Origin of the sequence: Geoalkalibacter ferrihydriticus DSM 17813 (assembly GCF_000820505.1) — a bacterium.
Classification (GTDB): Bacteria; Desulfobacterota; Desulfuromonadia; order Desulfuromonadales; family Geoalkalibacteraceae; genus Geoalkalibacter; species Geoalkalibacter ferrihydriticus.
The window spans coordinates 25,629-43,891 of record NZ_JWJD01000004.1 but is presented as its reverse complement, the minus strand read 5'-3'; the positions used below and the strand labels follow the sequence as shown (position 1 = coordinate 43,891).

Genomic DNA, 18,263 nt, shown 5'->3' with positions numbered 1-18,263 from the left:
CCCTGCGGGGGTTGTTTTATTAACGGAGTTGGGACAGGAGGAAAGAACAAATGAGAGAGAACAAGAGATTGTGTCGCCTTGGTTTGGGGGCCTTTGTGCTCCTAGGTTGGCTGGCGCTTGCGGTTGGGTTTTCCACGCAGGCCGAAGCGGCTGTTTTGCAGAACGCCGATTGCATCAAATGCCACGAGGCGCAGCCCAGGGAAATTGCTGAAAAGGGCCGTGCGCACAAAACCGCAGTCAACTGCCTTGACTGCCACATTGGGCATCCCCCTGCAGTGGCGGATGCCATTCCCGCCTGCTCCATGTGTCATGCCGGCACGCCGCATTTTGATCTGCCCAATTGCGCGCAGTGTCACACCAACGCCCATACCCCTTTGGAGCTGACCCTCCAGGGTGATCTGGTCAACGAATGTCTGACCTGCCACATGCCCATCGGGCAGCAGCTTGCCGCTCATCCCAGCGCTCACAAGGATGTCGCGTGTAATTTCTGTCATGCGGATACCCACGGTTATGTTCCCGATTGCGTACAATGCCACCGTCCCCATTCTCCCGAGCAGACCAACGCAGACTGCGCGAGCTGCCACGGCGCGCACAAGCCTCTGCATGTGGTCTATGACGACGACCTGCCGAACATGCATTGCGCGGCCTGCCACGACGTCGCCAATGAGGAGCTTCTTGCCAACCCCTCTAAGCACCAGTCGCTGGCCTGTGTCTACTGCCACCAGGACAAGCACATGATGGTGCCGTTGTGCGCAGATTGTCACGGCTCGCCGCATGCGCCGGGAATTCATGCTAAGTTCCCCAGCTGCGGTAGCTGCCACAATACCGCTCACGACCTCACCTATTGAGCCAACCGGGAAAAGGGGAAGTAAGCAATGAAAAGCATGAAAAGAGGTTTTAAACATTCGCTGTTCACTGCCTTGGTTCTACTGGGTCTTATGGCGGTGGCTGCCTGCACACTTCCGACGAGCGAGGCGAAGACTGCCGAGCCAGCGGTCGCCGCCGCGCAGCCCACCGAACTCAGAGCGGCGCGGGCACCTGCCCCCGAACCGGCTCGCGACCCTTATGATGTCGAGATCGTGCCATTGACTCTGGCGCAGTGCGGTCAGTGTCATCCCACCTACTTCGAGGCAATTCGGGATGAGGGCGGTAAGCATCGCTTCGATTGTCGCGAATGCCATGAGGTTTTTCACGCTTACAGCCCGGTGCGCCAGAACTGGGACGACATCATGCCTGATTGCGCCAGTTGCCATACCTTGCCGCACGGTGAAAAACTCACGGATTGCCTGGGCTGCCACATTAATCCACACGCGCCGCTTTATATTCCCTATGCGCAGACTCCGGTCGCGGATGTCTGTGCCGATTGTCACGGCGGCCCCGCGGCGGAACTTGCTCAGTTTCCGAGCCTGCATACCGAGCAGGATTGTACCCTTTGCCATTATGATCAGCACGGTTATGTGCCGTCCTGCTTTGAATGTCACGGGCCTCACTATCAGGGGCAACCGCTCGTGAGTTGCGCTGAGTGTCATCCGGTGCATAAGCCGCTGGAGATGACGTTTACCGCGACCACCGGCGCACGCACCTGTGAGGCTTGCCATACCACGGCTTATACCGACTGGGAAAAGACGCCGAGCAAGCACGGTCAGGTCAACTGCACCGTTTGCCACACGGACCACGGGCTGATCCCCACCTGTGCCTCTTGTCACGGGGCGCCGCACAGCGCAAACCTGCACGAGCGCTTCCCCAACTGTCTGACGTGCCATCTCAACGTGCATGACTTGCCCGTCAGGCGCAGATAGTCTCACCGAACAGGCGTTCATGTAATGCCAACGACAAAGGCGCGGCCATACAGGCCGCGCCTTTGTCGTTGAGGCACCCCAGTTTTGCGTTGCTTCGGCTTACTTCAGCTCTGCCAGAAAGTCGACCAGGCTTTTGAGCTCTTCTTCAGGCAAATGAGAGTAGGAAGGCATCATGGTGTTTGGGTTGAGGCTGCCGGGCTCGGTCAGTTGTTTCCTGATCCGTTCCGCGTCGAATCTCTCCCCGGTTCCGTCAAGGGCTGGAGCCAGGGTGCCGCCGCTGCCTTCGAATTGATGGCAACCTTTGCAACCGAGAGAGCTGATCAGTTCACGTCCGCGGGCCTCATCTGCCGCGGCCGGAGCGGCGGTAATGAGAGCGCAGATCGCGGCTAGGGTTGCCGTTTTGGCGAGTTTCCATTTCATGGTTTGCGGGACTCCTTTTTTAGAGTAAGAGTGTTTTCGTATTCAGGAGGAAGGGATGGAAGCATCCTTCTGAATGACGATGCCCTGGCTTGTGCGTGTAACTTCCAGCAGATAGGATAACCGAAACCTGTCATCAGGCAAGCTGATCGATGCTCGGGTGTTGCAAATAGATTGAAATGTTGCGTTTTGCCCGGTACTCTGAGTGCCCTGCTCGGCTCTTGCGACAGCGCCCCGGGCCTTATCTTTTGTGAGGAGTTCTCAGCCATGCTCATTGTTATGGACCACAATGCCAGTGCCGCCCAGGTGCGGGCAGTGCAAGAAGCCGTCGAAGCCATGGGTTTGCAAGCCGCGCCGATACCCGGCCGCGAGCGGACCGCCATCGGGGTTCTCGGCAATCAGGGCTACGTTGATGACACGGCGATTCGCAATTTGCCGGGCGTACGCGAATGCATTCACGTCAGTAAACCTTATAAATTAGTTTCGCGGGATTTTCATCCGGAGTCCACTCTGGTCGAGGTCGGAGCGGTCAAGATCGGCGATGGGCATCCGCCGGTGGTTATTGCCGGCCCGTGCAGTATTGAAAGTCCGGAGCAGATGGTGGCTGCAGCGCGGATCGCCCGGGATGGCGGGGCCCAGATCCTGCGGGGCGGTGCGTTTAAGCCGCGCACCGGCCCCCACTCCTTTCAGGGGCTCGGTGAAAAAGGCCTTAAATATCTGCGGCAGGCGGGCGATGCGGTGGGTATGCCGGTCGTGACCGAAATCATGCGGATTGAACAGCTTGATGCGGTGTGCCGCTATGCCGATATTCTGCAGATCGGTGCGCGCAATATGCAGAACTTTGATCTGCTCAAGGAGGTTGGGAAGTGTCGCCATCCCGTATTGCTCAAACGTGGGATGAGTGCGACGCTTGAAGAGTTTCTGGCCGCGGCGGAATATATCCTGGCCGAGGGTAATTCGCGGGTGATTCTCTGTGAGCGAGGGATCCGCACCTTTGAACGTGCAACGCGCAACACTTTGGATCTCTCCGTGGTGCCGCTGGTTCGTGAATTGAGTCACCTGCCGATTCTTGTCGACCCCAGCCATGCCACCGGTAAGCGTTCACTGGTTGCGGTCATGAGCAAGGCCGCTCTGGTCGCTGGAGCCCACGGCATTATGGTCGAGGTACACCCTGACCCGGCCAAGGCGTTGTGCGACGGAGCCCAGAGCCTTGACGGCGAGGAGTTTCGTGAAATGATGGGCGATATTCGGGCGCTGCTGAGTTACCTGGGCTACTGAAGGAGTTGCCCGGTGCCGCGTGGGCGGCGGTTCAAACCCTTGTAGACGTCAAGTTGAATAAGGTGATTTCCGGCGGGCAGAGAAAGCGTACCGGCATAAAACTGGTACCGATCCCGCGATTGACATAAAGGGGGGTGCCGGGGCCCACATGGTAGAGTCCGGAGACAAAGGGTTCAGAGAAGCGTGGCAGATAAAAGGGCGTGACCCCCGGAAACCGCACCTGTCCGCCATGGGTGTGGCCCGCCAGCAGCAGATCGAGACGACCGTCAAGCAGGTCGTGGTCAAAGGCCGGAACATGGGAAAGCAGCAGATTCACCCGTGCGGGGTCGCTTTGTTGTTGGAGTTTTTTCAAGGCATCGGCCGCTGAGGGATAGTCCAGGCCGAGGATGGACAGCGGAGTGTCCTGGACCTCAAGGTCGAGGCGTTCGTTGATCAGCAGGGTGACGCCCCAGCGGGCAAAAGCCTGGCGTAATTTATCGCCTTCGATGCGCGCCCAGTATTCCCAATTGCCCTGCACCGCGAAGATGCCGGCAGGCGCTTGCAGGTGGTCGAGAAACTTGCCTACGGCGGAGAGGTTGCGCTGCTGATCGAGAAAGTCGCCTGTGATGACGATCAGATCAGGAGCGAGCTTGTCGACCAGCCGCGCCACGCTCAGGTGATATCTGGTGAATTGCCGGATGTGCAGGTCTGAGAGCTGGACGACGCGCAGTTGCCGACCCGGGGGGATTTTGTCGAGGGGCAGGTGAATTTGTTCGAGTTGCGCCGTGCGTGGTTCGTGCCACAATCCCTTGCCCAGCGCCAGGGCTCCGGCGCCCAATCCGACCGAGATCAGAAGTGTGCGCCTGGAAATGCCCGGCTTTTCCGGAGGGACTTGGGGGGCGTCGGGGTCATTCATCAGCACAAACCTCTGTTCTTTTGTGACGGTTCAGCGCGCAACGCAGGACGCAGCACCATCGCGTGCGGCCTGAACAGTGACCGCTACACTCAAGCGCCACTCCTTGCCGCGCAATTGAGCGTTGCAGCTGAATAGGTTTTTTCCTTTTTTTAAGCTGCAACTATAGCATTTTTGATGTTCTCTCTGCCAGTGTGGCTTTAGGGCCTTCTTGCCAATCGGTGCCAAGGGCATTATAGTTTACCTGAATTGTCAACCATTGATCCGCCGATTTTGATTTTCAAGGAGAACCCATTATGTCCAGTTCTGCCGAGATTCGTCCGGATATCTTCTGGGTGGGGGCCCGTCATCCCGACCTGGAAGTCTTCGATGAGCTTTTTCCCACCTTGCACGGCACCACCTACAATGCCTATCTGGTCCGCGGGTCGGAAAAAATCGCGCTGATCGATACGGTGAAGGAGCCTTTTACCGACGAGTATCTGGATAAACTGCAGAAGCTCGTTCCCTTGTCGGATATCGACCTGGTCGTGGTCAATCACACCGAGCCCGACCATACGGGCGCCCTGGGACGACTTCTGGAGATCAATCCCGACATCAGGGTTTATTGCACCCGTGCCGGCGAGAACTTTCTGCGGCAACTCTACGTGCAGCCTTTTACGGTCCATGCGGTCAGTGATGGCGAGGAAATCAGCCTCGGCGACAAAACCCTGCGCTTTATTCTGGCCCCCAACCTGCATTGGCCCGATACCATGTTCACCTTCCTTCCCGAAGAGGATCTGCTTTTTTCTTGCGATGCCTTCGGGGCTCATTTCTGCGGCGAGGGTCTTTACAATGACCAGGTCGAGGATTTTTCCGAAGAATTCCGTTTTTATTTCGACACCATCATGCGCCCCTTTAAATCATCCATCCGCGAGGCGCTCACGAAAATTGAAAATTTGCCCCTGACGTTGGTCTGTCCGTCGCATGGACCGATCTTGCGACGTGATCCCCAGAAGTCCATTGACGCTTACCGCGCCTGGGCGGCGCCGCCCCCGGCTTCCCCGCAAAAACAGGTACTCCTGTTGACCCTCTCGCCGCACGGCAACACCCGCACCATGGGCGCAGCGGTGCGCGCGGGGCTGGAAGAAGCCGATATCAGCGTCACCGAATTCGGCCTGGTCGATCTCGACGACGAACTGGTGCGGGACGAACTCGAAAAAGCCGATGCCCTGGTGGTCGGATCGCCCACGATAAATCGCGACGCGCCGCCGCCGGTGTGGCGGGTGCTGTCGTTGTTGTCATCGGTGACACCCAAAGGCAAGGTCGCCGGAGTGTTCGGCTCTTTCGGCTGGAGCGGCGAGGCGGTCAAGCTGATCGAGGAGCGCTTGCGCGGTCTCAAGTATCAGCTGCCGATACCTGGTATTTCCTTTCGCTTCACGCCAACGGATGCGGATGTGGAAGGCTGCCGGGAGTTCGGCCGTAAGTTGGCCCAAAGCCTGAACCAGGAAGATTGATTCTCGTGTTGCGCATCCCCTCCGCGCGCCTGGTTTCTCGGCGCGCGGAGGGGATGCGTTTTTTTATCCGGAGGATTCGGCATGCGCCCCATGGACCCAGGTCCACAGACTGGTGAGGGGGGCTGCCCGTCGGCATTGAGCGCCGTGGTTGCGGTGTTCGCCCCGCTGGACAAGCCTCTTTCCTATGAGGTGCCGGCTGCTCTGCGCGAGCAGGTGGCGCCGGGAGTCCGGGTGCGCGTTCCGCTTGGGAATCGGCGCGCGCTGGGGGTAATCCTTGAGCTTGCGTCCGCGGGCGTGGAGGGGCTGCGCCCCGTGGAAGAGGTGCTTGATCTTCAGCCTCTGCTGTCTTCGCCTATGCTGGCTTTTCTGAGGCGCGCCGCCGCTTATTACCATCATCCCCTGGGCGAGGTTCTGCGCGCCGCTCTGCCTGCCGGGCTGACTGCGGTCAAGACGCGGGTGAATATTGTGACCGAGCGTTTTTATCGTGCCGCGTGTGCCGTGCAAGACCCGCCCGGCGCCCGCCAGCGCGAAATCCTTGCCTGGCTGCGTGGTCGGGAAGAAGTGCCCCTGTCTGAAATCTCCCGCCACTTTCCCGCCCCTCATGCGGTGCTCAAACGCCTGGTCGAACTCAATCTTCTCAGTGTGCGTGAGGGAGAGAGGCGCCGCGATCCCTTTCTCGACCAGCCGGTGCCCGTCGATGTGCGCCCCGTGCTCGGCGTTGACCAGCAACAGGCCTTGGCGGCCCTGCTCGACGCTTTGGCGGCGGGGCGTTTTGCTCAATTTCTGCTGCATGGAGTCACCGGCAGCGGCAAGACGGAGATTTATCTGCATGCCATCGCCGCGGTCCTGGAGCAGGGGCGCCAGGCCCTGGTTCTGGTGCCGGAAATCGCCCTGACCCCGCAACTGGTGGCGCGTTTCCGGACACGTTTCCAGGCTGCATGCGCGCGGGTTGCCGTGCTGCACTCCGCGCTCTCCGAGGGCGAGAGGTATGACGCCTGGCGCGCCATCGCCCGTGGCGAAGTGCAGATCGTTATCGGCGCGCGCTCGGCGGTCTTTGCGCCTTTGCCGGATCTTGGGATTGTCGTCGTCGACGAGGAGCATGAGTCCGGATACAAGCAGAGCGAGGGCTGGCGCTACCATGCTCGCGACCTGGCTTTGCTGCGCGCGCAGGGATCTGCCGCGGTGGTGGTGCTGGGCAGCGCGACTCCGGCTCTCACCACCTTTTACCGGACCCAAGCCGGCGACACCGGTTATTTATCCTTGGATGCCCGGGTTCTGGGGCGGCCCCTGCCCGAGGTGGAGTTGGTCGATCTCGGCGGGCGGCGCCTGTCGGGAGCGCTGGCGCCGGAGTTGATGGAGGCCCTCTCGGCGACCCTGGAGCGCAAAGAGCAGGCGTTGTTGCTGCTCAATCGCCGCGGCTTTGCGCCTTATTTGCTGTGCCGCGAGTGTGGGGCGACCTTTCGCTGCCCCAACTGTGAGATTACCCTGACGTATTACCAGTCGCGTCGCAGGCTGCGCTGCCATTATTGTGATTATGTACAAAGGCCGCCAGAACGCTGTTCCGGCTGTGGCGGCACGAGTATCGAGCCGGAAGGCGCGGGAACCGAGCGTCTGGAGGAAGAGCTCGCCGTGGCTTTTCCCGTTGCGCGTATCGCACGTATGGACCGCGACACCACCAGCCGCAAGGGCGCGCATCAAAGCCTTGTCGACGGCATGGAGCAGGGGGCGATCGACATTCTGATCGGCACCCAGATGGTCGCCAAGGGACATGACTTTCCCCGTGTTACTTTGGTCGGCGTCATTGGCGCCGACTCCAGTCTCAATTTTCCTGACTTTCGCAGCGCCGAGCGCACCTTTGCCCTGCTGACCCAGGTCGCCGGCCGGGCGGGCCGCGGGACACTTCAGGGTCGGGTTCTGATTCAGACATATGCGCCGACCCATCATGCCCTGGCCTGCGCCGCCCGGCACGACTATTTAGGGTTTTATGAGCAGGAAATTGCGTTTCGCCGCGAGCTGGGGTATCCACCCTTCGGCTACCTTATCAACCTGGTGTTGGCGGGCAATCAGCCCCTGCAGGTTGAGCGGTGCGCGGCGGAGCTGGCCGAGGAGCTGAGCCGCAAGGCCGGCGAGGTCGAAATTCTCGGTCCTGCTCCCTGCCCCCTGGCGCGGTTGCGCGGCAAGACCCGCTACCAGATTCTGCTCAAGGCGGCCGCCCGTGCGCCTCTGCATCGGCTGCTGGGCGTTGTCGACAGTCGGCGACGCAAATTGCCCCGCACTCTGAGTCTCGCCGTCGATGTTGATCCCCTGGACATGCTCTGATCTCCTCGCGGACTGAATTCGCAAAGAGGGTAGGCCTGTGGAGTAAGTTTTCAAAGTTGAGCTTTTTGTGAGTAGTCAATATACCCACTCGCAGAGGGCCGGCGCAGGACGAAGTTTCCAGGATCAGTAAAGGTGCAGAAAAAACACAGTCACGTTCAAGGGTTAACCGATGTGGGTAAAATGTCACCAGAAGTTGGTTTGCTTTTTGCTTTTATGCCGGTGTTCTGACCCGTGCTGTTCTCTGGGTTCGTATTTGTGAACAAAAAACAGGCACCGGCTGCGTTGCGGTGACCGATACTCTACAAAGGGGGAATTGCCCATGACCATTCCATTGGATGAAAAAGTTGAGCCGATTTTTCAGGAAGTGTTGCAGCGCAACCCTGGTGAAACCGAGTTCCATCAAGCTGTTCGTGAAGTTCTTGAGTGTCTTGGGCCGGTGCTGGTCAAGCACCCCGAGTTCACCCACCATAAAATCATCGAGCGCATCTGCGAACCTGAGCGGCAGATCATTTTCCGCGTGCCCTGGTCGGATGACAAGGGTCGGGATCAAATCAACCGTGGTTTTCGCGTAGAGTTTAACAGCGCGCTTGGGCCCTTCAAGGGCGGTCTGCGCTTCCATCCTTCGGTTTATCTGGGGATTGTCAAGTTTCTCGGGTTCGAGCAAATCTTCAAGAACAGCCTGACCGGATTGCCCATCGGTGGCGGCAAGGGCGGTTCAGACTTTGATCCCAAGGGCAAGTCCGATGGCGAAATCATGCGTTTTTGCCAGAGCTTCATGACTGAACTTTATCGCCATCTGGGCGAATACACGGACGTGCCGGCCGGTGATATCGGCGTCGGCGGACGTGAAATCGGTTACATGTTCGGCCAGTACAAGCGCATCACCAACCGCTATGAACTCGGCGTTTTGACCGGCAAGGGCCTTGACTGGGGCGGCTCCCTGGTCCGTACCGAAGCCACCGGCTACGGCGCGACCTTCTTCGTGCAGGAAATGCTCAAAGCGCGGGGCGACTCTCTGGAAGGCAAGACTTGCGTGGTGTCGGGTTCGGGCAACGTCGCCATTTACACCATCGAGAAGATTCATCAGCTGGGTGGCAAGGTGGTGGCCTGTTCCGATTCCGGTGGCTACATCTATCATGAAGCCGGCATTGATCTGGAACTGGTTCAACAACTCAAGGAAATCGAGCGGCGCCGCATCAAGGACTACATCAATTATCACAAGGATGCCAAATTCGTCGAAGCGGGCAACATCTGGAAGGTACCCTGTCAAGTGGCCATGCCTTCGGCAACGCAGAACGAAATCAACGGCAAGGATGCCAAGACTCTGGTGCAAAATGGCTGTATCGCCATCGGCGAAGGGGCCAACATGCCTACCACGCCCGAAGGGGTGCGCATCTTTCTGCAGGCGGAAATCGCCTACGGACCGGGCAAGGCCGCCAATGCCGGCGGAGTGGCGACCAGCGCTCTGGAAATGCAGCAAAACGCCAGCCGCGACTCCTGGACCTTTGAATACACCGAGGAGCGCCTGCAGCATATCATGAAGAACATTCATGACACCTGCTATGAAACCGCCGAAGAATACGGGACTCCCGGCAACTACGTCAACGGCGCCAACATTGCCGGTTTCATCAAGGTGGCCAAGGCCATGGTGGCGTTGGGCCTGGTTTAAAATTATCCGTCATCGCACCAACGCAAAAAGCCCGGCCGATCGGCCGGGCTTTTTGCGTTGGTGCGAGCGCTATGCTCAGGGCAGTGTGCATACCAGACGCTGGCTGACCACGTCGGCCAGAAGTTGCAGGGGCTGTTGATCGAGGCGAATGATTTTGACCACGCTCTTGAAGCGACTGCTCGCCGGCATCATGCCTTCGAGGGCATTGGGCTGATTTTCCACCCAGTTGCGGTTGAAAAAGACATTGCGCGCTTCGGGAAACAACGCCAGGTAGAAGATGTCGGCTTCCACCAGATCCTGAAAGAAATGCGAGCCGAAGGAAAGCTCGGGCATCAGACCCTCGCTGCTGAATGCGACTTCGGCCAGGGCCGCCATGTTGTTGATCTCGGCAAAGGAGATGGGCACGCCCAAAGCCGGAGTGCTGCTGCCCCAGCGGCCCGGACCCATGAGCAGAGTCGGCTCTTGCTCGCGGCTGATGCGGCGGTTGAGGCGGCCGACCAGGCGCGCAACCTCGTACTTGTCGCTCAGGGGCAGGCGGCTGTAGCCTGCGGCATCGACCCAGATGATCTGTCGCAGGGGCAGGCTGACATTGCCGCCCATGAAGTTGCCCTCGCTGCGTAACAGCACCTCGCGATCATCCTGATGGTCGGGGACCTCAACCCGTTGGCGCTCGCCGCGGGTCTGCAAAGGCCGGCACTGAACAACGTTGATGCGCGGCGGCTCGCCGGCGCTGAAGTTGACGGTGAATTCCACGTCCACGGGATAGTCGTAAGCCTTTTCCAGGGTTTTGAGCAGCCGCTGCATTACTTCGCAGAAGGGCGTTTCTGAAAGCAGTTGATCAAAGGTCAGCAGCCAGGCCTTTTGTCCCTTGCGGCCACGTTCTTCCAGCCTGCGGGTGATTTCCTCGTCGCGCGTGGCGAACAGGTCGAGGGGCAATCCGGTGTCGCTGTTGGCCAGCTTGAGCAGCGGCAGGGTCTCCAGAGAATTGCTGTTGATGTCGAGCAGGTCCACATCGCGCTGGAGAAAGCGCCGTGCATCCTCGAAGCCTTTGTGGGGACGCTTGAGGGGCGCATCCAGGGCCACCAGGCGCGGATAGTCGCCCTCGACCCGGTCGACGGCACGCGTGCCCAGGCCCAGCACCAGCCGCAGCATGCCGGCACGTGGATCCATGTCCTTGTCCCATACGAAGGTGTTGTAGGACACGCCGACCCCGGCCAGTTCGGGAAAATACCAGTGTCCGCGATAGGTGCCCGATACACGCTGGGTGAGCAGTGCCATTTGTTCGTCGAGGTGTTCCAGGCCACGCTGGCGGCGGTAGGCGAGGGCGTCTTCGCTCATGGCGCTGGCGTAGATGCGCCGCACGGCGTCCTCGAACTGGGTCAAGCGTTGCTCGGGACTGCCCTGGTTGACGCAGAAAAAGCTGTCGTACTTACCGGCAAAGGCATTGCCAAAACCATCTTCGAGCAGGGAACTGGAGCGTACGATGATGGGATACTGGCCGAAGTATTCAAGCATCTGCTGGAACCCGGCGCGGATCTCGTCGGGAAAGCTGCCTTCGAGCATCTTGGCGCGCAATTCGGCGGCAGCCTCAAAGTAGCCCTCGGGGGTTTTCTGGCGGACGTAAAGGGGCCAGAGCCCGTTATGCACAATGTAGGTGTAATAGACATTGGAGCCGACAAAAAAGGAATCATGGGGCTCCAGGTGCGCGGACCAGTCGAATTCGGTGTCACGCAGCAGGATGTCGCGCGCCAGCAGCATGCCCACCGCCTTGCCGCCGATGAAGCCGGTGCCGATCATGCGCCCTTTGACGGCCAGCAGGTCGTCGAGTGAAAAATTCTCGCGCGCCAGGGCCAGCATACGCTCGTCCTGGCCCATCATGTGGCGGCACAGGTGGCGCACCATGTCGCCGTATTGCTCGCTGTCGGCTTCGGTTTCGGCCAACTCTTCGGCTTGCAGGAACAGCCGGTACCAGTGGTCGAGGTGGCGGCGGGCCGTGTCGGGTGTTGACGGCGCGCAACGGCTGAGCAGGCGGGTGGCGTGGTAGCTGTCGGCCAAGGGGATAAAGCGCTCATCCTCCATGAGGTGCGGCAGAAACATGGTCGGGCTGTGGCGCTGCCAGACTTTGAGAGGGTGAACGTGAATGCGCCCATCATCGCTCAGCACGTCGAGCAGAACCTGGGTGGTGTCGCGGATACGCGCAAGGGTTTTCAGGGAATGACGGTCACGAATCAGGGCAAAATAGGCAATGGTGTCGAGCTCGAAGAGATAGGGACAGGTTACCCAGAAAAAGTTACCCACCATCTGGTCGGTGCCCCAGGCCGACTGCAAGTCGGACAGGGAATCAAAGACATAGAAAGTGCCGCGTCCCGCGTTGGTGATCAGGTTATGGATGCGCACGGCGAAGGACTCAAACCCCGCACGTGGATCAAGTTCGTGGATGATAAGGCCGTCTTGCGGTTCCAGCAAGGGAGCGTGGCTGCCGAAGCGCATGTAGAGCACCGGCCGCCCTGCGGCGAGGGCGCTTTTGACGTAGGGGGTGACGAAAAGCCGATATTCTTCGATATCGTCGACATTCAACACCACATTGTCGCCAAGACGCAGACCATCAAGAACCTCGTCAAGGGCAGGCAAGCCTGTGCTCACTTTTTCGGCAGTCATGCAACCTCCTTCGCCGGCGGTCCTCGGAAGGCCGCGCAATTGGTGAAAAAATGGTCATTATTTCGGGGGTTTTGCCTGTCGCTCTGGTCATTGGCTTATAACATGGGCACCTTGGCGGGACAAGGATTTTTGCGCGACTCCTGGGCCGGATTCAGTGGGCGGCGGGCCGTGAAAAATGTTAAGCTGTGCGACAATTCGCACCAGGAGGGTTGAACATGTTTTTTCAGCGATGGATAGTGATTTCCGGCCTGCTCGGTCTGCTCGGCGGGTGCCTGCATGCACCGGCCGACATCGCGCCCACGGAGCCACGGGCGGTGCGCGAAGTCACCACCTATGACCGTCTGGAAGGCTGGGCGGAAGGTGACCCGCGCCCGGGTTTCGAGGTGTTCCGCAATAGTTGCCGGGCCATCGGTGGCCGCGAACCCTGGCGAGACGTATGCGCGGCGGCTGCGGAGATCGATGGCGGGGACCGCACGGCGGTGCTGCGATTTTTTCACACCCATTTTTTGCCGCACCGGCTGCAAAAACCCGACGGCGACTCCTCCGGCTTGATTACCGGCTATTATGTGCCCAATCTGCGCGGCAGTCGCACGCCATCGCAGCGCTACGCCTGGCCTTTATATGGGCCGCCCGACGACATGCTGAGAATCGACATGCGTGACCTACACCCTGCCTTGAGCGACTATCAGCTGCGTGGCCGGGTCGAGGGGCGTCGCGTCGTGCCCTATTACACGCGCGCCGAAATCGAGGCGGGCAAGGGCGCGCTGGCGGGTCGTGAACTATTCTGGGTGGACGATCCCGTGGAGCTTTTCTTTCTGCATATTCAGGGCTCGGGGCGCATCCATCTTGAAAGCGGCGAGGGGATCATGGTCAACTACGCCGACATGAACGGTCATCCTTATACATCCATCGGCCGTTTGCTTCTGGAGCGCGGCGCCATGACCCGCGACCAGATGTCCATGCAGAATATCCGCGCCTGGGCGCGCGACAATCCCGAGAGCACCCAGCCACTGCTCAACGAGAATCCACGCTATATCTTTTTCCGCGAATTGCCGGGCGAGGTGGAAAATCCCCCCGGCGCCCTGGGAGTTCCGCTGACACCGCGTTACAGTCTGGCTGTCGATCCGCGGTTCGTGCCTCTGGGGGCGCCGGTTTTTCTGGCCACCGCCTGGCCCATGGAGGAGCGAGCGCTGCGGCGGTTGATGGGTGCGCAGGATACCGGTGGCGCCATCAAGGGTGAAGTGCGGGCCGATTTTTACTGGGGATTGGGCGAGGAAGGCGGCCATTATGCAGGGCGCATGCGCCAACAGGGACAAATGTGGGTGCTGCTGCCACGCACGGCCGGTGCGGGCGACTGAGGGTTCCCCGATGAAAAACGCCCGCCGCGCACAGGGTCCGCGGCGGGCGTTTTTTTTCAATAGGTGTGCGGTTCTGGTTATTGGATCTTCAGGACGATCTTGCCGAAGTGACGGTCTTCTTCCATCATGCGGTGTGCTTCCACCACCTGATCAAGGGGAAAGACTTTTTCGATAATGGGCACAATGCTGCGATCGGCGAATTTGGGCAGGGCGCGGCGGGTGAATTCAGCGACGATCTCCGCTTTTTCGGCAACGGGGCGCGAGCGCAACACCGAGCCGATGATCTGCTGGCGTTTGACCATCATCAGTGCCAGATTGAGTTCGGCCTTGATGCCGCTGATCACCCCGATAATCACCAGACGGCCGGTGTAGCCCAGCGAATTCATGTTGGGCGCCAGGTACTTGGCGCCGACGTGGTCGAGAATCAGGTTGACGCCTTTCTTGCTGGTGAACTCCTTGACGACGTCGGTGAAGTCGGGCGTCTGGGTAAAATCAATGACCAGATCCGCCCCCAATTCCTTGACGCGTTCCATTTTGCTGGGATGCGCGGTGATTATCAACTTTGTGGCCGGGGTAAGTGCCTTGGACAGTTGAATGCCGGCGGTGTTCACCCCGCCTCCGCCGCCATGCAGGATGGCGGTTTGGCCGTCACGCAATTCTCCGAGCATAAAGACGTTGAGAAAAGCGGTGATGTAGGATTCGCACACGCATGCCGCCTCTTCAAAGCTCAGGCTCTCGGGAATGCGCATAAGGTGGCTGGCATAGGCCACGGCGTATTCGGCGTAGCCGCCGCCGCCGACCAGGGTCATGACCCGCTCACCCTTCTTCCAGCCGTTCACGCCGGACCCGATTTCTTCAATGGTGCCCGCAACTTCCAGTCCGAGAATTTCCGAATCACCCGGCGGGGGCGGATATTTTCCCTCGCGCTGCACCAGGTCGGGGCGGTTGATGGAGGTGGCGACGACCTTGATCAGAACCTCTCCCTCTTTGGGGGATGGGCGATCCGCCTCGCCGACCTTAAGTACGTCAACGCCACCAAAACCATCAAGTAAAACAGCTTTCATAAATTTGGTCCTCCTTGCGCAGCCGGTTTGTCGTGTCGCTGCGCTCTAAGGGTGGTTGATCTGCAACTGTTCAAGTGCAATGCCGGCCGCGACGGCAGCGCTTGGGGCAAAAACTCGCCTGCGGCTCAGACATTCACCGCGGCACTCAATCGTCATATTCTGCGCTGCAATTGAGTGCTGCAGCTGCGTCGTTTCACCGATTTAAAACATAGTTGTCGATTATAGGGTATCCTGCGGGGCATGCAACTGGAAAAATCCCGTGCCGAGGTGCGGGAAGCGCACAATTATGATATTAATTTACAGACAATTGAATGCGAGGGAGGGGCGCATGAAAAAAGTTCTGGTTGTCGACGATCAATTGCCCGTGCGCAGGCTGGTCGAAATGACTCTTGAAACCCGTGGAGTTAAGGTCCTGCATGCCGAGAGCGGCGAAGCAGGCATAGAACTGGCGCGCACCAAGCGTCCCGATCTGATTATCATGGATATTATGATGCCCGGCGGCATGGATGGCTTTGACGCCGTCAGGGTCTTGCGCGCCCAGCCCGAAAACCGGGACTGTCCCATCATCATGCTCACCGCCAACGATCAGAAGCCCGAACGCACCAAGGCGTTCGCGGCGGGAGTCGACGACTATCTCGCCAAGCCCTTTAAGCTGAGAGATTTGCTGACCAAAGTCGAGCGGCTTCTCGACACCACGCCCGCCAAAGGTTGACAGACGAAGCAATTTTCTCAATAATTCCTCTTCCTGCAGAGTCGCCGGGCGGCAGCTTTGGCAGCTCCTCTGCGATTTCGCCAATTCAACGTTTACTCCCAGCCCCTCAGGAGATGTTTCATGAAAAAAGATATTCTTGAAAAAGGCGCGATCATTCAGCGCGATAAGGAAACCTATGCCATTGCCCCCCATATTCCGGGAGGGATCACCAGCCCCGCCCAGTTGCGGAAAATCGCCGAAGTTGCGGAAATGTTCCAGGCCCAGGCGCTCAAAATCACCAGCGCCCAGCGTATCGCCATTGTCGGGTTCGACGAGAAACATATCGACAACATGTGGGAACAACTCGGCGAAAAACCTGGCGCCGCCATCGGCCTGTGCATCCGCTCGGTCAAGATTTGTCCCGGCACAACCTACTGCAAGCGCGGGCAGCAGGATTCCGTGAAGGTGGGGCTGGAGATGGATGAAAGGTATCACGGCATGGAGTTGCCGTGGAAGTTCAAGATGGGCGTATCCGGCTGCATCAATGACTGCGGGGAAGGCTGCATCAAAGACGTGGCGCTGATCGGCACGCCCAAGGGCTGGAATGTCATGGTCGGGGGCAACGGCGGCGCTCAACCGCGCCTCTCCCACAAACTGGTGGAGCAGGTGCCCACGGATGAAGAGGCCCTGGCTCTGGTGGATCACATCGTCAACTGGTTCAAAAAGCAGAATCGGCGTTGCCGCCTCGGTAAGTTTGTCGAGGAGATGGGAATTGATGCGTTTCGCGAAGAGGTGCTGCGCGATTTTAACGCCTGATCCCTAATGGGTGCAGAATGCGGCGCCCTTACTCACGAAAAAAACGATAACCCCGCCCGCGCACGGTGCGAAAGTGCACGGGGCGGGCGGGGTTTTTTTCGAAGTATTTGCGCAGCCGCACGATGAAATTATCCAGGGTGCGGGTCTCCGTATCGGGCGCCATGCCCCAGACCTTCTGCAATAATTCCTGTCGCGTGACCAATTCTTTTTCCCGTGCGAAAAACATCTCCAGCATTTTCACTTCCAGTTCGGTCAGATCAATGGTGCCATGCAGCGTTTGCGCCTGGGCGCCCTGCAAATCCACCTGGTTGTCGCCGAAGGCGTAGATGCGCGCTTGGATGCTGTCTCCGTGCTTGCGCTCCACCCGGCGCAGGATGGCTTTGACCCGCAAGAGGAATTCCTCAAGATTGAAAGGCTTGGTAAGATAATCGTCGGCGCCTTCAGCCAGTCCGGCAATGCGGTCGCGCTCATCGCCCAGAGCGGTCAGTATGAGGATCGCAAGGTGAGGGTAGATCTCGCGACAGAGGCGGCAGACCTCAAGTCCCGAGATCCCGGGAAGCATCAGGTCAAGGACCAGCAAATCGTAGGGCGCCTGGTCCAAAGCGAGCAGTGCCTGCTCGCCCGTTTCTACATGGGTGACGACATATCCTTCGTGTCGCAGATTGAACACCAGGCCTTGGGCGATGTGGCGTTCATCCTCGACGAGCAGGATGCGGTAGGGTGGCGACTCTTGCTTGCTCATAGGTTCTCCAGGACACGCGGCAACTGGATGTGGACGCTGGTTCCCTGGCCGGGGCCCGGGCTGTTGAGCCAGATTTTGCCGCGGTGGCGGCGGATGATGGCGCGCGCGATAAAGAGTCCGAGGCCCGTGCCCGGCACCCTTTCGCTGCCGCGGTTTGCGCGGTAGAAGATGCGAAAGACCTTTTTTTGCTCCTGCGGCGCAAGTCCGCGTCCCCTATCGCTGATGATGAGCCGGCAGTGATGTTTGTCGCCGCTCAATCGGACACTGATGTCTGCTGGAGGATCGCTGTAAAACAGAGCATTTTCCAACAGATTGCGCAGCACAACTTCCAGGGATTCGGCTTCAAAGCGGCTGACCAGACCCTCCTGCAATTCCAGGTTCAGGCGTGTGTCGGGCGGCAAGGTCGGACCCTGCTGATCGAAATACTTTCTGATAAAAACCGAAAGATCAGCCTTGCGCAAGGCCAGACGCGGCGCTTTGAGCTCCAGGCGGTTGGCGGTGAGCAGGTTGTTGATGAGTCCATGGAGGCGCTGGGTATCGGCGAGCATGGTCGAAACAAAGCCCTCCAGCTGCTCGGGAGAGGGGTGGCGCAGGCGGATTGTTTCCAGATGCAGTTGCAGGGAAGCCAGCGGTGATTTCAGCTCGTGGGTCACCTGGGAGATGAATTTTTTCTGCTCGCGGTACAGCGCCGCCTGACGACGCCAGTAGATGAAGATCACATAGACGCCGCCGAGGATCAGCACCAGCAATACCAATCCTTCAGCCAGAAGTACCCAGTCGATGGTGCCGTGCAGCAGTTCCGGGCTGTATTTCTCCGCCAGTTCACGCAGTCTCTGGTGGCTGCTGACGAACCAGCGGATCCACACCAGCACCACCAGCAGCCAGGCGAGCTGAATGGCAACCAAGGCGATGAAGGGATTGAAGAGCTTGCGCCAGAATTTCATTACAGGTCGGTACTCGCTAAATAAGGGGTTGCCCGAGTGCATGGATTGCTTTTACGTAAATATTACATACGCTAGCGGAAAATGTCTGCTAACATATGGAAAGTCTTATCTTAAAACCATTGA

Annotated in this window: 15 protein-coding genes; 9 read left to right on the top strand and 6 right to left on the bottom strand. The window is 59.1% G+C overall.

All coding sequences use genetic code 11. From position 1 onward, the window contains the following. Positions 1-50 precede the first annotated feature (50 nt). A complete protein-coding gene (locus tag GFER_RS18710; RefSeq protein WP_074669441.1) occupies positions 51-848 on the top strand; it encodes a hypothetical protein in 798 nt (265 codons plus the stop codon). 36 nt (positions 849-884) lie between these two features. Then, positions 885-1,799 carry a hypothetical protein gene (locus GFER_RS11305; RefSeq protein WP_040099936.1) on the top strand — a complete coding sequence of 305 codons (915 nt, stop codon included), beginning with the start codon at positions 885-887 and terminating at the stop codon, positions 1,797-1,799. A gap of 99 nt (positions 1,800-1,898) precedes the next feature. On the opposite strand, the gene GFER_RS11300 is transcribed toward GFER_RS11305, so the two are convergent. After that, positions 1,899-2,219, bottom strand: coding sequence for a c-type cytochrome (locus GFER_RS11300; protein ID WP_052446314.1), 321 nt, complete (start codon positions 2,217-2,219; stop codon positions 1,899-1,901). A 264-nt stretch (positions 2,220-2,483) separates the two neighbouring features. On the opposite strand from GFER_RS11300, the gene aroF reads away from it, so the two are divergent. Continuing rightward, positions 2,484-3,494 carry a 3-deoxy-7-phosphoheptulonate synthase gene (gene aroF, locus GFER_RS11295; RefSeq protein ID WP_040099709.1) on the top strand — a complete coding sequence of 337 codons (1,011 nt, stop codon included), beginning with the start codon at positions 2,484-2,486 and terminating at the stop codon, positions 3,492-3,494. 31 nt (positions 3,495-3,525) lie between these two features. Here aroF and GFER_RS11290 read toward each other — a convergent pair whose 3' ends face one another. After that, a complete protein-coding gene (locus GFER_RS11290; RefSeq protein WP_052446313.1) occupies positions 3,526-4,389 on the bottom strand; it encodes a metallophosphoesterase in 864 nt (287 codons plus the stop codon). A 293-nt stretch (positions 4,390-4,682) separates the two neighbouring features. Here GFER_RS11290 and GFER_RS11285 point away from each other — a divergent pair, with 293 nt between their 5' ends. From GFER_RS11285 to gdhA, 3 genes are all read left to right on the top strand, one after another. Beyond that, positions 4,683-5,879 carry an FprA family A-type flavoprotein gene (locus GFER_RS11285; protein WP_040099707.1) on the top strand — a complete coding sequence of 399 codons (1,197 nt, stop codon included), beginning with the start codon at positions 4,683-4,685 and terminating at the stop codon, positions 5,877-5,879. Between the two features lie 81 nt (positions 5,880-5,960). Then, positions 5,961-8,198 (top strand): replication restart helicase PriA, encoded by a 2,238-nt coding sequence (gene priA, locus GFER_RS11280; protein WP_279615506.1) that lies wholly within the window; start codon positions 5,961-5,963, stop codon positions 8,196-8,198. A 319-nt stretch (positions 8,199-8,517) separates the two neighbouring features. Next, positions 8,518-9,867 (top strand): NADP-specific glutamate dehydrogenase, encoded by a 1,350-nt coding sequence (gene gdhA, locus GFER_RS11275; RefSeq protein ID WP_040099703.1) that lies wholly within the window; start codon positions 8,518-8,520, stop codon positions 9,865-9,867. A gap of 75 nt (positions 9,868-9,942) precedes the next feature. On the opposite strand, the gene GFER_RS11270 is transcribed toward gdhA, so the two are convergent. Next, entirely contained in the window at positions 9,943-12,525 is a 2,583-nt protein-coding gene (locus GFER_RS11270) for a PEP/pyruvate-binding domain-containing protein (RefSeq protein ID WP_040099700.1), read from the bottom strand. Between the two features lie 215 nt (positions 12,526-12,740). Between GFER_RS11270 and mltA the strand changes: the two genes are divergently transcribed. Continuing rightward, a complete protein-coding gene (gene mltA / locus GFER_RS11265) occupies positions 12,741-13,883 on the top strand; it encodes a murein transglycosylase A (RefSeq protein WP_082048042.1) in 1,143 nt (380 codons plus the stop codon). Positions 13,884-13,960: 77 nt separating this feature from the next. On the opposite strand, the gene GFER_RS11260 is transcribed toward mltA, so the two are convergent. Next, positions 13,961-14,947 (bottom strand): NAD(P)H-quinone oxidoreductase, encoded by a 987-nt coding sequence (locus GFER_RS11260; RefSeq protein ID WP_040099697.1) that lies wholly within the window; start codon positions 14,945-14,947, stop codon positions 13,961-13,963. 328 nt (positions 14,948-15,275) lie between these two features. Here GFER_RS11260 and GFER_RS11255 point away from each other — a divergent pair, with 328 nt between their 5' ends. Next, positions 15,276-15,659 carry a response regulator gene (locus GFER_RS11255; RefSeq protein ID WP_040099695.1) on the top strand — a complete coding sequence of 128 codons (384 nt, stop codon included), beginning with the start codon at positions 15,276-15,278 and terminating at the stop codon, positions 15,657-15,659. A gap of 120 nt (positions 15,660-15,779) precedes the next feature. Further along, on the top strand, positions 15,780-16,454 hold the full coding sequence (locus GFER_RS11250) for a nitrite/sulfite reductase domain-containing protein (protein WP_040099693.1): 675 nt from the start codon (positions 15,780-15,782) through the stop codon (positions 16,452-16,454). A gap of 28 nt (positions 16,455-16,482) precedes the next feature. Here GFER_RS11250 and GFER_RS11245 read toward each other — a convergent pair whose 3' ends face one another. After that, positions 16,483-17,196 carry a response regulator transcription factor gene (locus tag GFER_RS11245; RefSeq protein ID WP_040099690.1) on the bottom strand — a complete coding sequence of 238 codons (714 nt, stop codon included), beginning with the start codon at positions 17,194-17,196 and terminating at the stop codon, positions 16,483-16,485. Then, positions 17,193-18,140, bottom strand: a complete 948-nt coding sequence (locus tag GFER_RS11240) for a sensor histidine kinase (protein WP_082048040.1) — start codon at positions 18,138-18,140, stop codon at positions 17,193-17,195. Before GFER_RS11240 ends, GFER_RS11245 begins: the two co-directional genes overlap by 4 nt. Positions 18,141-18,263: the final 123 nt, after the last annotated feature.